This window comes from Mucilaginibacter sp. Mucisp73, from assembly GCF_059491465.1.
The window spans coordinates 4,025,597-4,039,954 of the sequence record NZ_CP168507.1; the positions used below are offsets into that span (position 1 = coordinate 4,025,597).

The window sequence follows — 14,358 nt, forward strand, 5'->3', positions numbered from 1 at the left end:
TTTTAAGCTTTTTAAAGGGTGTGAATGATGATTTATCTGTTGTTATAGGATAAATGTGGCTAAGCGGATGCAGGAGAGGAAAAAATTAGTACCAATGCGCCGTTGGGGACGACCAAACCCATTAAAAGCAGGACAAAAAATTTATGACAACGAATGCAGAGCGGCCAAAATCCAGGATAAGGGTATTCTTTCAACACCTGATTGGATGGCTTATTTATATATTATATGAAGAGGCCGTTGTCTATTTTTCAAAAATTGACATAAGCACTGTTTTTGCTTTTATTGTAAATGCTATTATATTTTATAACACCTGGAAAATTTTAAGGGCCATAAGCAAGAAGATCACTAATGTTTTTTTTCTGACACCTGTTTTATTTGTAGTATCCACGGCTATCATTGCTATAACGGTATTGTTTAAGCTTGAGGTTGATGCATTGATATACCATACGTCGTTTCAGGTTTCGGCCGATCCTGATAAAATCTCCAGCCTTATTATGCGCACAATATATTTTGGCGGAATGGGGGCTGCATTTGGCTTTGCAAGAGAACTGATACAACGGGAACGCGAAGTGGCTCAACACAGTATAGAAAAGGCTCAGATACTTGAACAACAGCAAAAGCTTGAAAAGAAAGCCCTTCAGGCCGAACTAAATGTAATAAAATCACAGATCAATCCGCACTTTGTATTTAATACACTCGGCTTTTTATATGCTGAAACTTATAAGAAACTCCCGGAAGTAGGACAATCAATCATCACACTTTCAAACATTATGCGGTATGCATTAACCAAAAATGAGGACGGGTTTAGCAGCCTTGAAAGTGAGCTTGCCTATATCAAAGACTTCATAAAAATTCATGAAGACCGCAGCAAAGCTTTTTTTATGAAGATAAGTATCGAAAGCGGTGTTATTCCGTATAAGGTAGTATCATTGGTTTTAATTACCCTCATCGAAAACATGTTTAAGCACGGCATTTTCAATCAAAGCACAAAGGAGGCTGTGTTGAGCATTACCGTTGTAGATGGGAAGCTGCATTTTTATTCGCTTAATTATAAAAATAATAACAGCGTTAATAAAATACAATCGAACGGGATAGGATTAAATTATATTCGCGAAAGATTAACGGACGAATATGGCCGGGACGGATATGAACTATTGGTGGATGAAACGCACAATAGCTATGAATGCAAACTTACCATGCCTTTAAAATATCATGAAAGTAATTAACTGTATTATAGTTGAGGACGAGCCTTATGCCATTGATATTTTAAGCGATTTTATATCAAAAGTGCCTTTCATTAACCTTACCGAAACGTTTACCAATCCTATTGAAGCACTATTATATTTAAAAGGATCAGCCACCGACCTCATTTTTCTTGATATAAACATGCCTGAGCTTTCGGGTATCGACCTTATTAAAATGCTGCCTAAAAGCACGGAGATCATCATAACATCAGCCTTTAGTGAATTTGCGCTGGCGGGATTTGAAAACAATGTGCTCGATTACCTGCTTAAGCCCTTCGCTTTCGACAGGTTTTTACAGGCTTCACAAAAAGCCCTTGATAAGCTAATACTGCTTTCATCTAATAAGCCAGCGCCGTTAATTGACACGCAGCCAAAGCCCGACTCATTTTACCTGAAAACCGACCACGGTAAAATTGTGCGCATCAACTTTGAGGATATCATTTATATAGAAGGACTTAAAAATTACTGTTCGGTTTTTACGGAAAATGAACGGCATATCTCGTTGGTGAGCATGAAAACCCTGGTTGATACCCTGCCCCAGGAAAATTTCGCGCGGACCCATAAATCGTACATTATTGCTTTAAAACGCATTAAAGCTATTGATGGCAACATGGTGATCTTTGATAAGATTAAAGAAAAGATCCCCATAGGGGTTACTTACCGCGACAGCTTTTTCGCACTGCTCAATAATAAGATGTTCAAGTAAGCTATACTTTCCCTTTACGGGCTTTTTCCGATTTAAGGAACTTTAAGAGCATCCCGTACAGGATGCACTCATGCAGGCGCTGCCGGCTGCTAAAATAGCGGTTAACTGCCATGTGGATCACGCTGCTCAAAAACTTCGCATTCCAATCAATAGAGTAGTTTTGCAGCAGTAATTCTACCTGCATTCTTTTTTGCCGAAGCAGGTCATCATATGCTAAAAGCAGGTTATTAAGGCTGCCATGATATTTTCTATATAATTGATCAATCTGTATTTTAACCGCCTTATCGTCAAATTCGGCAAAAAAATAAGCCTGCTGCCTTTCAACAAATTGCAGTTGATCGTTTAGGTCATTGCTCATCAGGTTTAGGTAATCTTTGATCAGCCAAAAAATCAGGAGCCAGTCTTCCGTATCATAGCGGTTGCTTTCAAGCAGCCCGAATACGCTGCAGCAAAATGAAGTTTCAATGCAAAAAAGGCCCTCAGCCTGTTCAATTTGCTGCCCGTAACGTTCCAGTTCGCGCACGTAGGTATCAAGCTGTACAACATGAAGCTGCCCGCTTGTCAAAAATGGCGACAATACCTTGCGCACGGCCAGGTAAACATCCTGAAAATCACCTTCATCAAGCAAATTAATCCTAACCCGAATGTGATTATCCGGGTCATGGTACCGGATAAAAAACCATTGTTTTATTTTAACAGTACCTGAATAATTTAACAGTTCATCCAATTTTAACAGCACCTCGTTGGCGATGTTACTGCTGAGATATAGCTTGATAAACAACCACTCGCTGCCGGGAAAAAAATTACGCTGAAATGTATTTTCGATATATTGAAAATATGGAGGCTTTAAAGGCCTGTCGAAATGGAAGGGTGCAACAAACTGGTGCATGTAAGGATCGCCATCCACATCTCGTACAATAGCCTCATGCTGAAGGTGAATACACTCAGATAAAATCAAAACCGGGTCCTGCCTTGCTATTTCCTTTGCAAGTACCTGTATACTAATCTCATTTTCAGTATCAATCAGTAATTCATTATCGCCCTTTATTATATAAAATTTATCGGGCAGTAACCACTCATTCCTAAAGCTGTTAAACAAATCGCCGAATTTATCCATGAATTTTTCGGCCTTGCAAAGTTCACCCAAAATAGCGGGCGTAAACTTCCAGGTGGCGCGGTGCAGGATAACGCCAAAGCTGGTTTCAACGCGTGGAAAAAACACAAAATCTGTAGAGAGTGCACCCCAGTTAAAACTTAAGCTGCCATTGCCCCGCTGATGCTGAATATCGCACAAAAAGGTGTAAATGGGGTGCTGCGACCTGTTATAATTATAAGCACTGCTTAAGCGCGGAACTACTTCCCGCTGATGTTTTTTTGAAAACAATTTAAAAACGCCCTGCTCAAGCTTTATGTAGATATCGTCAAGCCTCAAAACTGAACTTCCCTTGGCATCATCGATATAAGCCAGTTCATGGGGCCAGAAAGGCGGGTGCATCATGACGTTTAAGATCCGCTCTTCGGGCATATGGATCACTTCGGCAAACATGGCATCCGGACAGTTGGCGATCTCCTTTGCCGCTATCTCTAAACCTGTTTTATAAATTTCGGCATCCCCAACTGCAAACCGCGCTATCATGCTTAAAGCGCCGGGCCCGGTAACCCTCTCCAGGTATACCATATCGTTTTCAAAAAGCTGAAAAACCGCCGACATGGAAAATGGCAAATGATCCGGGCTGCGTTCCCTGGCAAAATTATCGGGCATAACAACTTTATACTGTTTTTCAATTTTGGCGCGGTTTAACAGGTTGAGCATTTTAAAATCTATCTCTGTATAATCCACCCATGAAGGCCCCCCTTCGCTTCCGGTATACAGCCCTTCTGTAAAAAGGGTTTCATGCTCATACCATTGTCCGTATTCGATTCCTGTATCGGTGTCAAATGCCTCCAGCAGCGGTACGCTCTGCTCCTCATACCTTTTCCTGAACCTGCCTTTAAACTGCTCAATCCTTTTATTGGGAGCCACGGCACTCACATTATTAAGCAATACAATCGCCTTAGTTATTTTCCATTGCAATGATTGATCAAGCTCACGGCTTTCCAGTTCGTTAAACATGGTTACATGTACCTTGTCTTTGAGCTCCCTGCCGGTTATGTGATTAGTAATTTGTTCAATAGCAGTATATAACGAAAACCAGTTTGAGCCTTCAACATCTCCATTATTAATTTTATTAAGCAAACCCACCAATTCATTAATGGTATCCCTTAATTCCGGATCATCAGTCTTTTGCAAAAAGACCGGAAAATCGCACCCTATTGCCGGCTCAAATGCCGGTTTTAGCAGTTGCCCTTCAATAAGGTCATTAATAAACACAATGAAATCATCAGGCTCAAAATCCGGGAATTTTTCGAGCAGTTGTTGTTTATTCCATATTTTATCACCAACAACGGTAATTATGTCATCAAGCACCTCATTGCAGGCAATGGCGCTCACCTGGTAAACCCTTTGGTTATCAATAATTTGATAAGTAATAAATCGTAAATCGTCCCCCACTTTATAAAGGGTATTATTTAGCTTATATCCTGCAGATAATTGGTTGGCATTTTCAATTTGTTTGGCAAGCGAAAAGCTCACCACAGCATCGGGCACTGCATGTCTCCTGAACTTTGTCGTAAGTTTTACTTTATTTGCCGCCCCCCAGTAAACCGATGAACAACCCGCAAACAGCCCAAACGGCGTAGCCCGGTTTGCCATACGGGCCATATATTTATAAAAACTTGATAGTAATTGAGCTTCTTTAGCTTTCGTTTGCTGCCCGTTTGCAAAAAAAGCATCCAGTTCATTATAAAGCGATTTACTTGCCAGGTAAATACTTTCCTTGATTAACCTGTTATTCCATAATGTAAGCAAGCTTTTTTTATCAAGCTTTTGCCTGTACGACAAAGCAGCCGAGCGTAAAATTAAACCGTTAATAAAATTAACTTTCATCTGGATGTACAGGCAAGGTTCAGTATGTAAACAGCTAATTTAAGTAAAAGCTATTTTTATTGGCAGGTTTGTTATGGATGCTGTCTATTTCTTTGTTTATAATATGATTACTATAAAACTAAATTGATTAATCATTTCAACAAGAATGATTAATCAATTTAGTTAATATCGCCCTGCTTCATGCCTTTGTATTAACGCAAAATTGATATATTAACGAGGCGATCAAAATAATTGCCATGCAAGTACACTATCCAAAATAAGCCAGCAAAAACTTACAAAATATCATCCTTCGGTAATTAAGAATATTTGATTCCAGGGCCTTCACTTATAGCCGAGGTTCAGGTTATCAATTTGCAAGGAATCCGCATGACACAGCATGATAACCACAAGCGGCGACGTTCGCGATAGCATATGGACCGGCTGAAACTACATTAATTACTCCAACAGCAACGCATCCTCATCATCGGTAAGGTTAAGCTGAATAGTATCACTCCCCGCAATCCCTTCAATACTGCCGCGGATGTGAGCGGCACTTAGCAGCACTTTATCCAATTGCTTTTCGCGGGCTTTCCATAACTTTTCCATAGCATCGCGTTCGCGCTGAATGGATTGGCGCATGCTCATATATCCTTCACGAATAGCCTTCCATTGCTCCGAAAACTCGCTGCTGGTAAGGTAATCATACAACAGGTGCATTTTATCACCTTTATTATCCTGTGATTTGGCCAGGTTTGATAATTTCATCACCCCATCCCTTAAAATGTAGGATACTGCCTTCACCTCATCAAAACTACAAATCCAAACCCCGTCACGCTCGCCAAAACAATCCATGCCTTTTGGGTAGCATTGGGTTACAATAACGGCTACATCAACCCCCATGCTGCGCATGTCTTTTTTAAGCTTCTCGATCCAGTCTGCCGAAAAAGCATTGGTACGCTTGCTTTCATAAATAATGCGGCCGCACTCCTGGCCAAACTGGTTACGCACAGTTTGTACGCAGTCGGCACCGCGTACGCCCTTCCCTACTTCGCTTATGATATCGAACGGGAAATAATTGCGTAATAACTCTTCCAGTATCAGTTCCTGGGCTTCGCCCTGCAACTGCATAGAACCCTGCTCGGCTTTGCGCTTCATTTCATCAGCCAGTTTCTTCTGGTCGTCAAGCTGTTTTTCAAGCTCCTTTACCTTTAGCTGGTATTCGGTATCTTTTATGCTGTGACGCTCAGCTTCCTGCTTGCGGATCTGATCGGTAAGTTCGTTCCGCTGCTCCTGCAGCTTGCGCTGTACGGCAAGCTCCATTTCCTCTTCCTTTTGATGCAGTTGTTTCTCGCGCTGCAAAAATTCCAGCTCTTTCTGGCGTGATATTTTTAGTTTTTCCTCAGTTTCAGCTGCTGAATTTTTGAGCAGTACAAGCTGGTTCTCAAAATCCTGGCTTATGGTTTTACGCAGGTTGTCTTCAAGCGTTTGCTGCAATTGCTTTTTTTCGTTGTTAAGCCTTTGTTCAAAGGCTGCCTGCTGCTGGCGCTCCTTATTTAAAAACTCCTCATCCTTTTTGCGGTATTCTTCTTCTTTTTGACGGGTATAATCCATCATTTTAACCCTGAGCTCTTTTTTATACTCCTCGGCCATTACCTCCTCTATCGGAAAACCGAAACCACAACTTGGGCACTTAACTTCTGTAGCCATATTATTTATATAAAAGCTGAGAGCTGAATGCACAAAGCTTTAAGCTAATAACTTGATTATTGATATTATTCAATCACTTAATAAAAGGAAAATATTTCCTGTAAATCAAAGATAGGGATTTTACTGTTTAGCAGATGATATGTAACTCATGAGGGGTATTAACATTATTGTAACAAAATGAAACTACAATGATAACAATCTGTTGTAAATGCCGTTTAAAATACCGAAGTTTATAACATGCAGATATTGAGAATTGGAAAGGTAATGTGGAGTCACGATTATGACCTGGCCACATTAGGGTTGGCAAATGACGGAGGAGCATTATTTGCATTTACCCCGCCACCACACCATTATAACGGCGAAATTATACTTACCCCTAAAAGCCTTGTACTTGACGGTGATAGTTATGAACATATCCCCCTTGATAGCCTTGAGCAATTATATTTAGGTTTTGACGAGCTATACAAACGTTCGATGGTACGGAACAATGGTTTATTCTGGCAACCGTTAAGATTACGCTACAGGCTAAAAGAAGAGCTTATTACATTATATCTTATTGTTGACCATACCCTTTTTGGAGCTAAAAATCAATTGTGGTTTAATACCCTAAAGCAACTGCTTTCCCGCAAAGCCTAATTGGACTTTCTTTTCTCCCTCTTTTTACCGGCGCTTCTTTCAAAGCTAAGCAGCTAATCAGCAAATTATCAATTCAGGTTGTAAAAATACCGTGTAACGGGTATTTTATAAAAAGAATCATTGTGGCATATTTGCAGCGCATTAGTTGCGCTAAATACCATTATCACTTTTTATGAAAAAACTTGGTTTCCTGAGGCTATTCTCCTGCCTGCCCCTCATCGCAATCATCATTCCTGACATAACCGAAACGCTTATCAATCCGGAGTTTAAAGTACCCTTTACACATGTTGTAGCAAGCGCGGCCCTTATTTCAATAATTAGCATTTGCTCCTTAATAATCCGCTATCAAAAAAAACAAGGATTAAAAATGCAGTATCTGCATTCCCAAGCATAGATCTTCCACTGCCTGTATCATAAAACAAGAAAACGGCGCGGGTTATCCGCGCCGTTCCTGTTAATATATTTTTGCAATTATTTGGCTTTGCCAAACTCACCATTTGCTTTAATAGCAACTTCGTCGCTTACCATAGCGTTGCCAAATTTTGAACCGAAGTTAAAATCAGAACGTTTGATGGTGCCGGTTAACTGGAAACCTGCATCATCAGCTTTGCTCATTGGGTTTTGGATAGTACCACGGTACCATAAATCAAATGAAGCCGGTTTGGTTACACCGTGTAAAGTTAAGTTACCGGTAAGTTTGTAGTGCTTATCAGATGTTTTGGTGATACCGGTGCTGGTAAAAGTAATAGTTGGGTAAGTAGCAACATCAAAAAAATCAGGGCTTGTGATGTGTTTATCGCGCTGATCATTATCTGTAGTTACTGAGGCTGTTTGTATGCTGATCTGAAATTTAGCGTCGCTGAAATCAGGTTTAGCGGCAGTGATGGTTGCATCATAGTTTTTAAAAATGCCATCAACATCAGATACCATTAAGTGGGTTACTGTAAATTTAACGTTTGAGTGAGCTTTGTCTACAGTCCAGGTAGTTTGTGCTGATGCCGCCGTGTAGGTGAATGCTGCTGCTAACAGGATAAAAATCTTTTTCATTGTTTTAATTTCTTTTTTTTGTTTTTGATTTATGGCTCAAAAGTATGTAAATGATCCGGACTTCAAATAAAATAAATGTTTAAACATGTTTTTATTGAAATCGGATGACAATATACTACCATTTTAGTAGAACTTACAAGAAAAACAAACTATTTCCGGGGAGATTTACACTTAGGTTTTTAAGGTTTTTTGTTTGTTACGGAGCATGCTCAATGCCTTATCGGCCCTTACTTTACGGGTAGCCTCCTGTTTAGCCGAACCTACCCAATCACAATAACCTTGTTTGTATGATTTGGACAGGCTTGCAAAAAACGCATGGGCTTCAGCATCGTTGTCAAGCAGGGCCTGCAGTTCTGCAGGTGTACCTTCAATATGTTCGCCGGTTTTAAGCATGGTTTTTCATCTGCGTTTACTTGCCGATAAAGATAATATTAATTGGCATAAACACCGGGCTGAAAAACCATAATTACGGCAAGTAAAACTATTAAAAGAAATGAGATAGCTAAGAGCGTGTCGATAAGCAGCCTTTGGTTTTTTGATTCCATATTACTTTACTTAAACAGTAAAAGCTGCAGGTTAGCTTACGGTTGAGTTATTGTGAAAACGGCAGCAGGCCGTAATTATTATAGTATTTTTGCACCAAAAGCCTATGTAACGCAAATTTTATAAAACCTAAGGCAAATAAAATTGTTACCTAACAATAATTGAGATTTTACTAAATTAAAGTAATTATGTGAGATAGCCCGGCGTAATAACCGGGCCATCTTTTTTTAAGATCTTATAACCAACTATCCCCCTTTTTATATCCCTTTAACGCCGGTGAAATGGCTGCTCAAAAAAATCGTCAACCTTTTTATTAAAATCACCGGCATGTTCAACCAGTGTGCCATGGCCCGAATTGGGCAGGATCCATAAATAAGCGTTCGGAATATTCTCGGCTATCTGAACGGTGTGTGTTGTTACAATAAGGTCATGGTCGCCGGCAATAATAAGCGATGGGCATTTAATAGTTTTCAATGCCGATAGTTTAATATGGGGTTCTTTATAATCAAGCATAAACACCTTCCTGTCGTTCTTTTCTTTGCCGGTGATAAAATGATAATCCTTTTTGCTGGCATATTCCTTTTCCATGTTCTTCCATAGCGAAGGGATCAGCGCTGTAGAATCTGGCCAGAGGTTGGCACCTGTAGAGGCCAGTTTTATTACTTTGTTGGGATGGCGCATAGCCATCACCAGCGCGTTAATGCCGCCGTCGCTCCATCCTATCACATAAGCCGAATCGATATGCATTACATCGAGCAGGGCGGCAAAATCGTCGGCCATCATTTCAAAAGTAAGTGAATCGCGCGGATCGGCAGATTTACCGTGCGCCCGGCTGTCAACAGCTATAACTTTGTACTTTTTAGCAAAATAGGGTATGTTCTTTTCAAAAGCGCTTATGCTGCCCCCATTACCGTGGATCATTAACAGGGGTTTGCCTTTACCATAAACTTCGGTATAAAGTTTTATCCCCCTAACATCATAATACTTACCGGCAGCGGCATTATCGCCATAAATAATACCTTTTTGCTGACTGCAGGCCATAAATGCCTGGCATACCAGTACAGCTAACAACAGTTTTTTTAACATCATGATCGTCCCGATTTAAGTTCATTAAATATACATACATAATACATAGTTTAAACTTCCGTTGCCTGGCACAGCTATTATTTTTTAGATAGTGCTGTAAATCAAACATGTATTATATTTGCACACTTTAACAAAGCGCTTTTTAAACCATACGGTTAAAACAATATCATACCTATAATTATTTGTTATAGAATGAATGTTTATAAAGCTGTATACATATATGTTCATGCCTGCTACCTTTCCTAAAAAGTATAAAATAATTACTTCGCTTTTTTCTTTGCTATGCGTGCTTTTCGCCGCCAGGTGTTTCGGGCAACAGTCCGTAGCAGTCCCTAATCATTTTAAGTTTAAAACGGTTATTATCGATGCCGGGCACGGAGGAAAAGACCCAGGATCGCACGGGGCTTATTCAAAGGAAAAAAACGTTTCATTAAGTATCGCCAAAAAGTTAAGGGATGCCATAAATGATGAAATGAGCGGCATTAAAGTAGTAATGACCCGCAGTACCGATGTTTTTATTGAGTTGCACAAACGTACCGATATCGCTAACGACAATCACGGCAACCTGTTCATTTCCATTCATTGTAATTCATCGCCCCAGCGAAAAGGATCATCGAGGGGGACCTTGCTGCTTGTTTATGGCTTTCACCGCAGCCAGGAGCAGCGTGAAGCCTTGCGCGAAAATGCTTCGATATTTATAGAGAAGGATTACAAAGAAAAATATAATGGCTATGGCGATGACGCTGCGGTAAATACTATTGTACTTAACGCGTTTCAGCAAAAATACCGCAAGCAAAGCATCCAGTTTGGCGATTTGGTTGATAACCAGTTCCGCAAAACCAATGGAAGGCATAGTTTGGGTGTAAAGGAACAGGGTGTTTTGGTGTTAGCACAAAGTGGTATGCCTGCCGTACTGGTTGAAACCGGGTTTATCAATAATCCATCTGATGAAGCATATCTGAACTCGGCCAGCGGACAAAACGAAATTGTACGATCAATCCTAACAGCGCTAAAGCAATACCGTAATAATTTGGAGGGGAACTAAAAATAAATGAGGGCAGGAGGCAACATTTATATCCCTGCTGCCCTTATTTTATTTTACCCTGTGAATGATAAAGCCGTTATGAACAGTTTCCATGCCCACTTTAGGGTAATACTCCATAGCTGTTGCGGCCGAAAGCAATAAAAGCATAGTTTCATCGCCAATGGCTTCCTTAGTTAGTTCAATCAGCTTTTTGCCTATTCCTTCTTTTTGATAAGCTTTAGTAACCGCCAGGTCTGAAAGATAGCAGCTGTAACAAAAATCGGTGAGCGCTCGAGATATACCTACCAGTTTATCACCATCCCAGGCGCTTACCACAAGGTTTGAGTTTTGGTACATCCTGGCAATCCGCTGCTCGTCATGGGTTGGGCGTTTCAGTCCTGCTGTATCATAAAGTTCTATCACTTGCCGGGCGAATGGTATTGTACCGGTTTTATAAGTTATTTCCATATTGTTATTGAGTTGTTTACAAGCTTTTAATCAAATGTAAACAGCATCCGCATTATCCCAATAAGCCAGGATTAAGAAAGCAGGTAGTCCAGCAAATATGAAAACGGTAAGCGGGCAGCAAATTTCACAGCGTATCATTCAGACCGCTTTACCTAAGTGTTAGTTAATTACCATTTTTTAAAAATAACAAATACCGCCAGCACAATTAGCCCGAAGCCTACCAAATGGTTCCAGCCCAGTTTTTCATTTTTGAAAAGCAGGGTTGTGAATATCATAAATACCGTAAGTGTAATGGCTTCCTGAATGGTTTTTAATTCTACCAGGGTAAAAGGGCCGCCGTTTTCCTTAAAGCCTCCTTCGTTAGCAGGTACCTGGAACAGGTATTCAAAAAACGCCAATCCCCAGCTTATAAGTATAATGGCTATTAAGCTTAGATTTTTGCCCCATTCGTACTCCTTAAACTTAAGGTGCCCATACCAGGCAAATGTCATAAAGGTGTTGGATATAAACAGAAATGTAACAGTACGCAAGCCTTTCATCAATACAATTTTTTGTGCAAATATCAATAAATTGAGATTGATAACACCGGCGGCTGTAAATTGTTATGCTATTGTTTATAACAATTCAAAATTTAAAAACCAGTTCGGCACCAAGCGAAAGAGAGTTCCAGTTTTGCTTTCCCGAAACATCGCCCAAAGTTAGTTTCTGGGAAAAGAAATTATATTTTGATTCGATGCTGATCCCTAATTTAGGGGTTATCGGAAATATTACACCTACTTTAGGAGCATAATATAATGATTGCGACCATTTATCATAAACAAATGGATCTACGCCGTCAATTTCATAACCCACAGCAAAATCAGTAAAATATACCCCTAAGTTAACACCGCCATATACCCTGAAGTTATCGGCTATATCAATATTATAAGCAGCACCGCCATACGCGGCAATTACGGGCATATCCGCATAATACGTATTTGCAGTTGAGCCGGTACCTTCAACTTCTTCTGAAATTGAATATTCATCCGGCTTAAAATTCATATACCCTAAGCTTATACTTGCGGTAAAAGGCCCTAAAAACCTGTAAACGCTGGCATTAAAACTATTGGCAGGCTTAAAGGTATAATTAAAGTTACCTTGCGGAATATCGACACCTGCACCTGCGGCTATGCCCCAGCCATCGCTAAAATTAACAGCGCCGCTGCCTCCCCCACCATACGTTAATGCCCGGCTTGAATGATGCTGGGCCATAGCAGCATTAAAACAACAAAACAGTATAACTATTAAAAATATCTTAAAACAGACAGCTGATTTTTTCATGAGGAGTAAGTACGCCTTACGGGGAGAAGTTAGATAATGGTGTTTAGGGTTCATTTACCCGTAAAAATAAAAAAATAAAGTTAACCCGGAATACTAAATTAATTTCATAACATGTAAAGCCACAAAAAAGCCCGGCTTAAATAAACCGGGCAACAGGGCTTTAAGAATACTAAACAATATATTTGGTTTATAATGATTAATGTTAAAAACTACGGGTAAAATGGCAGAGGCCCGTAATTTATTATTGCAACTGCGAACCAGGCCTGTCACCAAATTTCCGGATATAGGCTATGCCCAATGTACAAGCAATTATAAAAAGAAATAAAAAGCATTCAATGTATATATGAAACGGCGAAATATCTTGAAAACGGCCAATTATAAAAGTAGAAATATCAGGCAGTAATAAGCCGAACAATGGAAAGCCGGCAAACATTCTTAAAATTGCTAATTTTTCCATAATATTTTAAGGTATCAGTTAATACGTCTAATTTAACACTTTAGAGAGCAATAAAAAAATAATATTTATTAAAAAGAAATAAATATTTTCGATATGGTTAATGTAAGTTTTTATGGATTTAAACAGCATCAGAGTTTATAATATTCCTCAATTGAGCGGCCTATTTCCTGCAGCGGGATCAGATGATCTCCAAAACGATGCTCAATAATTTCCCAGTAACCTTTTGTTAACCGGGTTATGGTGTAAAAAGCCGAGTAGTTTAATACACTGAAGGTAGTTTCATTAACAACCGAAGGTATAATTTTATAAGTCCGCTTATTAACTCTTAGTTCAAAAGGCTCCATGGGCATCCGTTTACACAAAAATATTGTGCAGTATACGGATATACAAGCGTGACGCACCCCGTATTTTAACCCATTTTACACTACGTATTTTCACCCTAAAAAAGGGTTAAAAAGGCATTGCTTTTACCAATTCAAGTACATTTTGTTTTATTGCAGGATCGTTTTCAATAATCTGAACAAGCTCATTATCGTCTGACACAGAAACAATTACAAAGTTTTCACCCTGGTTCCAGAAACTACCGCTTATAACAACTTTGCCATTGCTTTTAAGGTCAGCGTAATAACCATTTCTATCAACTAAACATTGTTCGTTATCCGCAAGGCTGCCAATCTCTTCAAAAAAAAGCATCACGTGATGCGGGTCTTTATAGGCTGATGCATGTACCATAAGTTGACTATTTTATTTAATACTTAATTATTAAACTGATTAAGTTAAACAAGTAACCTCTGTTAATATATTACCCGGAGCATTAAAATAAAACCCAAAACCACCACGCAAAGGTGCCGGAGCTTGCGTTACAGCTACTCCCCCTTTTTTTAGCCGGTCATAAACTTCGGCAACCTGTTCATGGCTGTCAACCAAAAAACCGATATGAAAAGCATCGGGGTAACTGTTATTGCCATTCCGGTTAAAGGTATCAGCCATAAGCACCAGGATAAAACCATCCTTGCCTTCCATTACGGCCAGCATATTATTACCTTTTACGCCAGTACATTTAAAATTAAAATATTGCTCAAAAAATTCGGAGCAGGCGGCAACATCGGTCACCGGCAAATTAACATGATTAAGTTTAATAGTTGTTGCCGACAT

General features: G+C 39.7%; 15 protein-coding genes. 4 read left to right on the forward strand and 11 right to left on the reverse strand.

Features of this window, described 5'->3' with window-relative positions; translation table 11 throughout:
* The first annotated feature begins 143 nt into the window (after window positions 1-143).
* On the forward strand, window positions 144-1,226 hold the full coding sequence (locus tag ACEN82_RS16745) for a sensor histidine kinase (RefSeq protein ID WP_413322420.1): 1,083 nt from the start codon (window positions 144-146) through the stop codon (window positions 1,224-1,226).
* Window positions 1,213-1,950, forward strand: coding sequence for a LytR/AlgR family response regulator transcription factor (locus tag ACEN82_RS16750; RefSeq protein ID WP_413322419.1), 738 nt, complete (start codon window positions 1,213-1,215; stop codon window positions 1,948-1,950). Before ACEN82_RS16745 ends, ACEN82_RS16750 begins: the two co-directional genes overlap by 14 nt.
* 1 nt (window position 1,951) lies before the next feature.
* Here ACEN82_RS16750 and ACEN82_RS16755 read toward each other — a convergent pair whose 3' ends face one another.
* The gene (locus tag ACEN82_RS16755; RefSeq protein WP_413322418.1) at window positions 1,952-4,936 is read right to left on the reverse strand and encodes a lantibiotic dehydratase; all 2,985 of its coding nucleotides are present in this window, start codon (window positions 4,934-4,936) and stop codon (window positions 1,952-1,954) included.
* 435 nt (window positions 4,937-5,371) lie between these two features.
* On the reverse strand, window positions 5,372-6,622 hold the full coding sequence (locus ACEN82_RS16760) for a DUF2130 domain-containing protein (protein WP_175489883.1): 1,251 nt from the start codon (window positions 6,620-6,622) through the stop codon (window positions 5,372-5,374).
* A gap of 237 nt (window positions 6,623-6,859) precedes the next feature.
* Between ACEN82_RS16760 and ACEN82_RS16765 the strand changes: the two genes are divergently transcribed.
* Window positions 6,860-7,258 carry a hypothetical protein gene (locus ACEN82_RS16765; RefSeq protein ID WP_129568859.1) on the forward strand — a complete coding sequence of 133 codons (399 nt, stop codon included), beginning with the start codon at window positions 6,860-6,862 and terminating at the stop codon, window positions 7,256-7,258.
* Window positions 7,259-7,729: 471 nt separating this feature from the next.
* Here the strand turns inward: ACEN82_RS16765 and ACEN82_RS16770 are convergent, their stop codons facing one another.
* From ACEN82_RS16770 to ACEN82_RS16780, 3 genes are all read right to left on the reverse strand, one after another.
* Window positions 7,730-8,305 (reverse strand): YceI family protein, encoded by a 576-nt coding sequence (locus tag ACEN82_RS16770; protein WP_090523809.1) that lies wholly within the window; start codon window positions 8,303-8,305, stop codon window positions 7,730-7,732.
* A gap of 171 nt (window positions 8,306-8,476) precedes the next feature.
* Window positions 8,477-8,698, reverse strand: coding sequence for a YdeI/OmpD-associated family protein (locus tag ACEN82_RS16775; RefSeq protein ID WP_413322417.1), 222 nt, complete (start codon window positions 8,696-8,698; stop codon window positions 8,477-8,479).
* A 417-nt stretch (window positions 8,699-9,115) separates the two neighbouring features.
* Window positions 9,116-9,937: an alpha/beta fold hydrolase gene (locus ACEN82_RS16780; RefSeq protein ID WP_413322416.1), complete on the reverse strand. Its 822-nt coding sequence runs from the start codon at window positions 9,935-9,937 to the stop codon at window positions 9,116-9,118.
* A gap of 223 nt (window positions 9,938-10,160) precedes the next feature.
* Here ACEN82_RS16780 and ACEN82_RS16785 point away from each other — a divergent pair, with 223 nt between their 5' ends.
* Window positions 10,161-10,979, forward strand: a complete 819-nt coding sequence (locus tag ACEN82_RS16785; RefSeq protein ID WP_413322415.1) for an N-acetylmuramoyl-L-alanine amidase family protein — start codon at window positions 10,161-10,163, stop codon at window positions 10,977-10,979.
* Window positions 10,980-11,027: 48 nt separating this feature from the next.
* On the opposite strand, the gene ACEN82_RS16790 is transcribed toward ACEN82_RS16785, so the two are convergent.
* The 6 genes from ACEN82_RS16790 to ACEN82_RS16815 all read right to left on the reverse strand — a co-directional run bounded on the left by ACEN82_RS16790 (window position 11,028) and on the right by ACEN82_RS16815 (window position 14,358).
* Window positions 11,028-11,426: a GNAT family N-acetyltransferase gene (locus ACEN82_RS16790; RefSeq protein WP_413322414.1), complete on the reverse strand. Its 399-nt coding sequence runs from the start codon at window positions 11,424-11,426 to the stop codon at window positions 11,028-11,030.
* A gap of 167 nt (window positions 11,427-11,593) precedes the next feature.
* Window positions 11,594-11,965, reverse strand: coding sequence for a DMT family protein (locus ACEN82_RS16795; protein WP_091163254.1), 372 nt, complete (start codon window positions 11,963-11,965; stop codon window positions 11,594-11,596).
* An 85-nt stretch (window positions 11,966-12,050) separates the two neighbouring features.
* On the reverse strand, window positions 12,051-12,677 hold the full coding sequence (locus ACEN82_RS16800) for a porin family protein (protein ID WP_413322413.1): 627 nt from the start codon (window positions 12,675-12,677) through the stop codon (window positions 12,051-12,053).
* Between the two features lie 654 nt (window positions 12,678-13,331).
* Entirely contained in the window at window positions 13,332-13,547 is a 216-nt protein-coding gene (locus ACEN82_RS16805; RefSeq protein WP_090523792.1) for a hypothetical protein, read from the reverse strand.
* A 106-nt stretch (window positions 13,548-13,653) separates the two neighbouring features.
* Window positions 13,654-13,935, reverse strand: coding sequence for a YciI family protein (locus tag ACEN82_RS16810; protein WP_413322412.1), 282 nt, complete (start codon window positions 13,933-13,935; stop codon window positions 13,654-13,656).
* Between the two features lie 39 nt (window positions 13,936-13,974).
* Complete coding sequence (locus tag ACEN82_RS16815; protein WP_413322411.1) at window positions 13,975-14,358, reverse strand: VOC family protein; 384 nt, start codon at window positions 14,356-14,358, stop codon at window positions 13,975-13,977.

Coding starts and splice junctions, on each gene's coding strand:
- ACEN82_RS16745 (WP_413322420.1), top strand. CDS start 144: ATGACAACGAATGCAGAGCGGCCAAAATCCAGGATAAGGGTATTCTTT.
- ACEN82_RS16750 (WP_413322419.1), top strand. CDS start 1,213: ATGAAAGTAATTAACTGTATTATAGTTGAGGACGAGCCTTATGCCATT.
- ACEN82_RS16755 (WP_413322418.1), bottom strand. CDS start 4,936: ATGAAAGTTAATTTTATTAACGGTTTAATTTTACGCTCGGCTGCTTTG.
- ACEN82_RS16760 (WP_175489883.1), bottom strand. CDS start 6,622: ATGGCTACAGAAGTTAAGTGCCCAAGTTGTGGTTTCGGTTTTCCGATA.
- ACEN82_RS16765 (WP_129568859.1), top strand. CDS start 6,860: ATGCAGATATTGAGAATTGGAAAGGTAATGTGGAGTCACGATTATGAC.
- ACEN82_RS16770 (WP_090523809.1), bottom strand. CDS start 8,305: ATGAAAAAGATTTTTATCCTGTTAGCAGCAGCATTCACCTACACGGCG.
- ACEN82_RS16775 (WP_413322417.1), bottom strand. CDS start 8,698: ATGCTTAAAACCGGCGAACATATTGAAGGTACACCTGCAGAACTGCAG.
- ACEN82_RS16780 (WP_413322416.1), bottom strand. CDS start 9,937: ATGATGTTAAAAAAACTGTTGTTAGCTGTACTGGTATGCCAGGCATTT.
- ACEN82_RS16785 (WP_413322415.1), top strand. CDS start 10,161: ATGCCTGCTACCTTTCCTAAAAAGTATAAAATAATTACTTCGCTTTTT.
- ACEN82_RS16790 (WP_413322414.1), bottom strand. CDS start 11,426: ATGGAAATAACTTATAAAACCGGTACAATACCATTCGCCCGGCAAGTG.
- ACEN82_RS16795 (WP_091163254.1), bottom strand. CDS start 11,965: ATGAAAGGCTTGCGTACTGTTACATTTCTGTTTATATCCAACACCTTT.
- ACEN82_RS16800 (WP_413322413.1), bottom strand. CDS start 12,677: ATGGCCCAGCATCATTCAAGCCGGGCATTAACGTATGGTGGGGGAGGC.
- ACEN82_RS16805 (WP_090523792.1), bottom strand. CDS start 13,547: ATGGAGCCTTTTGAACTAAGAGTTAATAAGCGGACTTATAAAATTATA.
- ACEN82_RS16810 (WP_413322412.1), bottom strand. CDS start 13,935: ATGGTACATGCATCAGCCTATAAAGACCCGCATCACGTGATGCTTTTT.
- ACEN82_RS16815 (WP_413322411.1), bottom strand. CDS start 14,358: ATGTCGGCAACAACTATTAAACTTAATCATGTTAATTTGCCGGTGACC.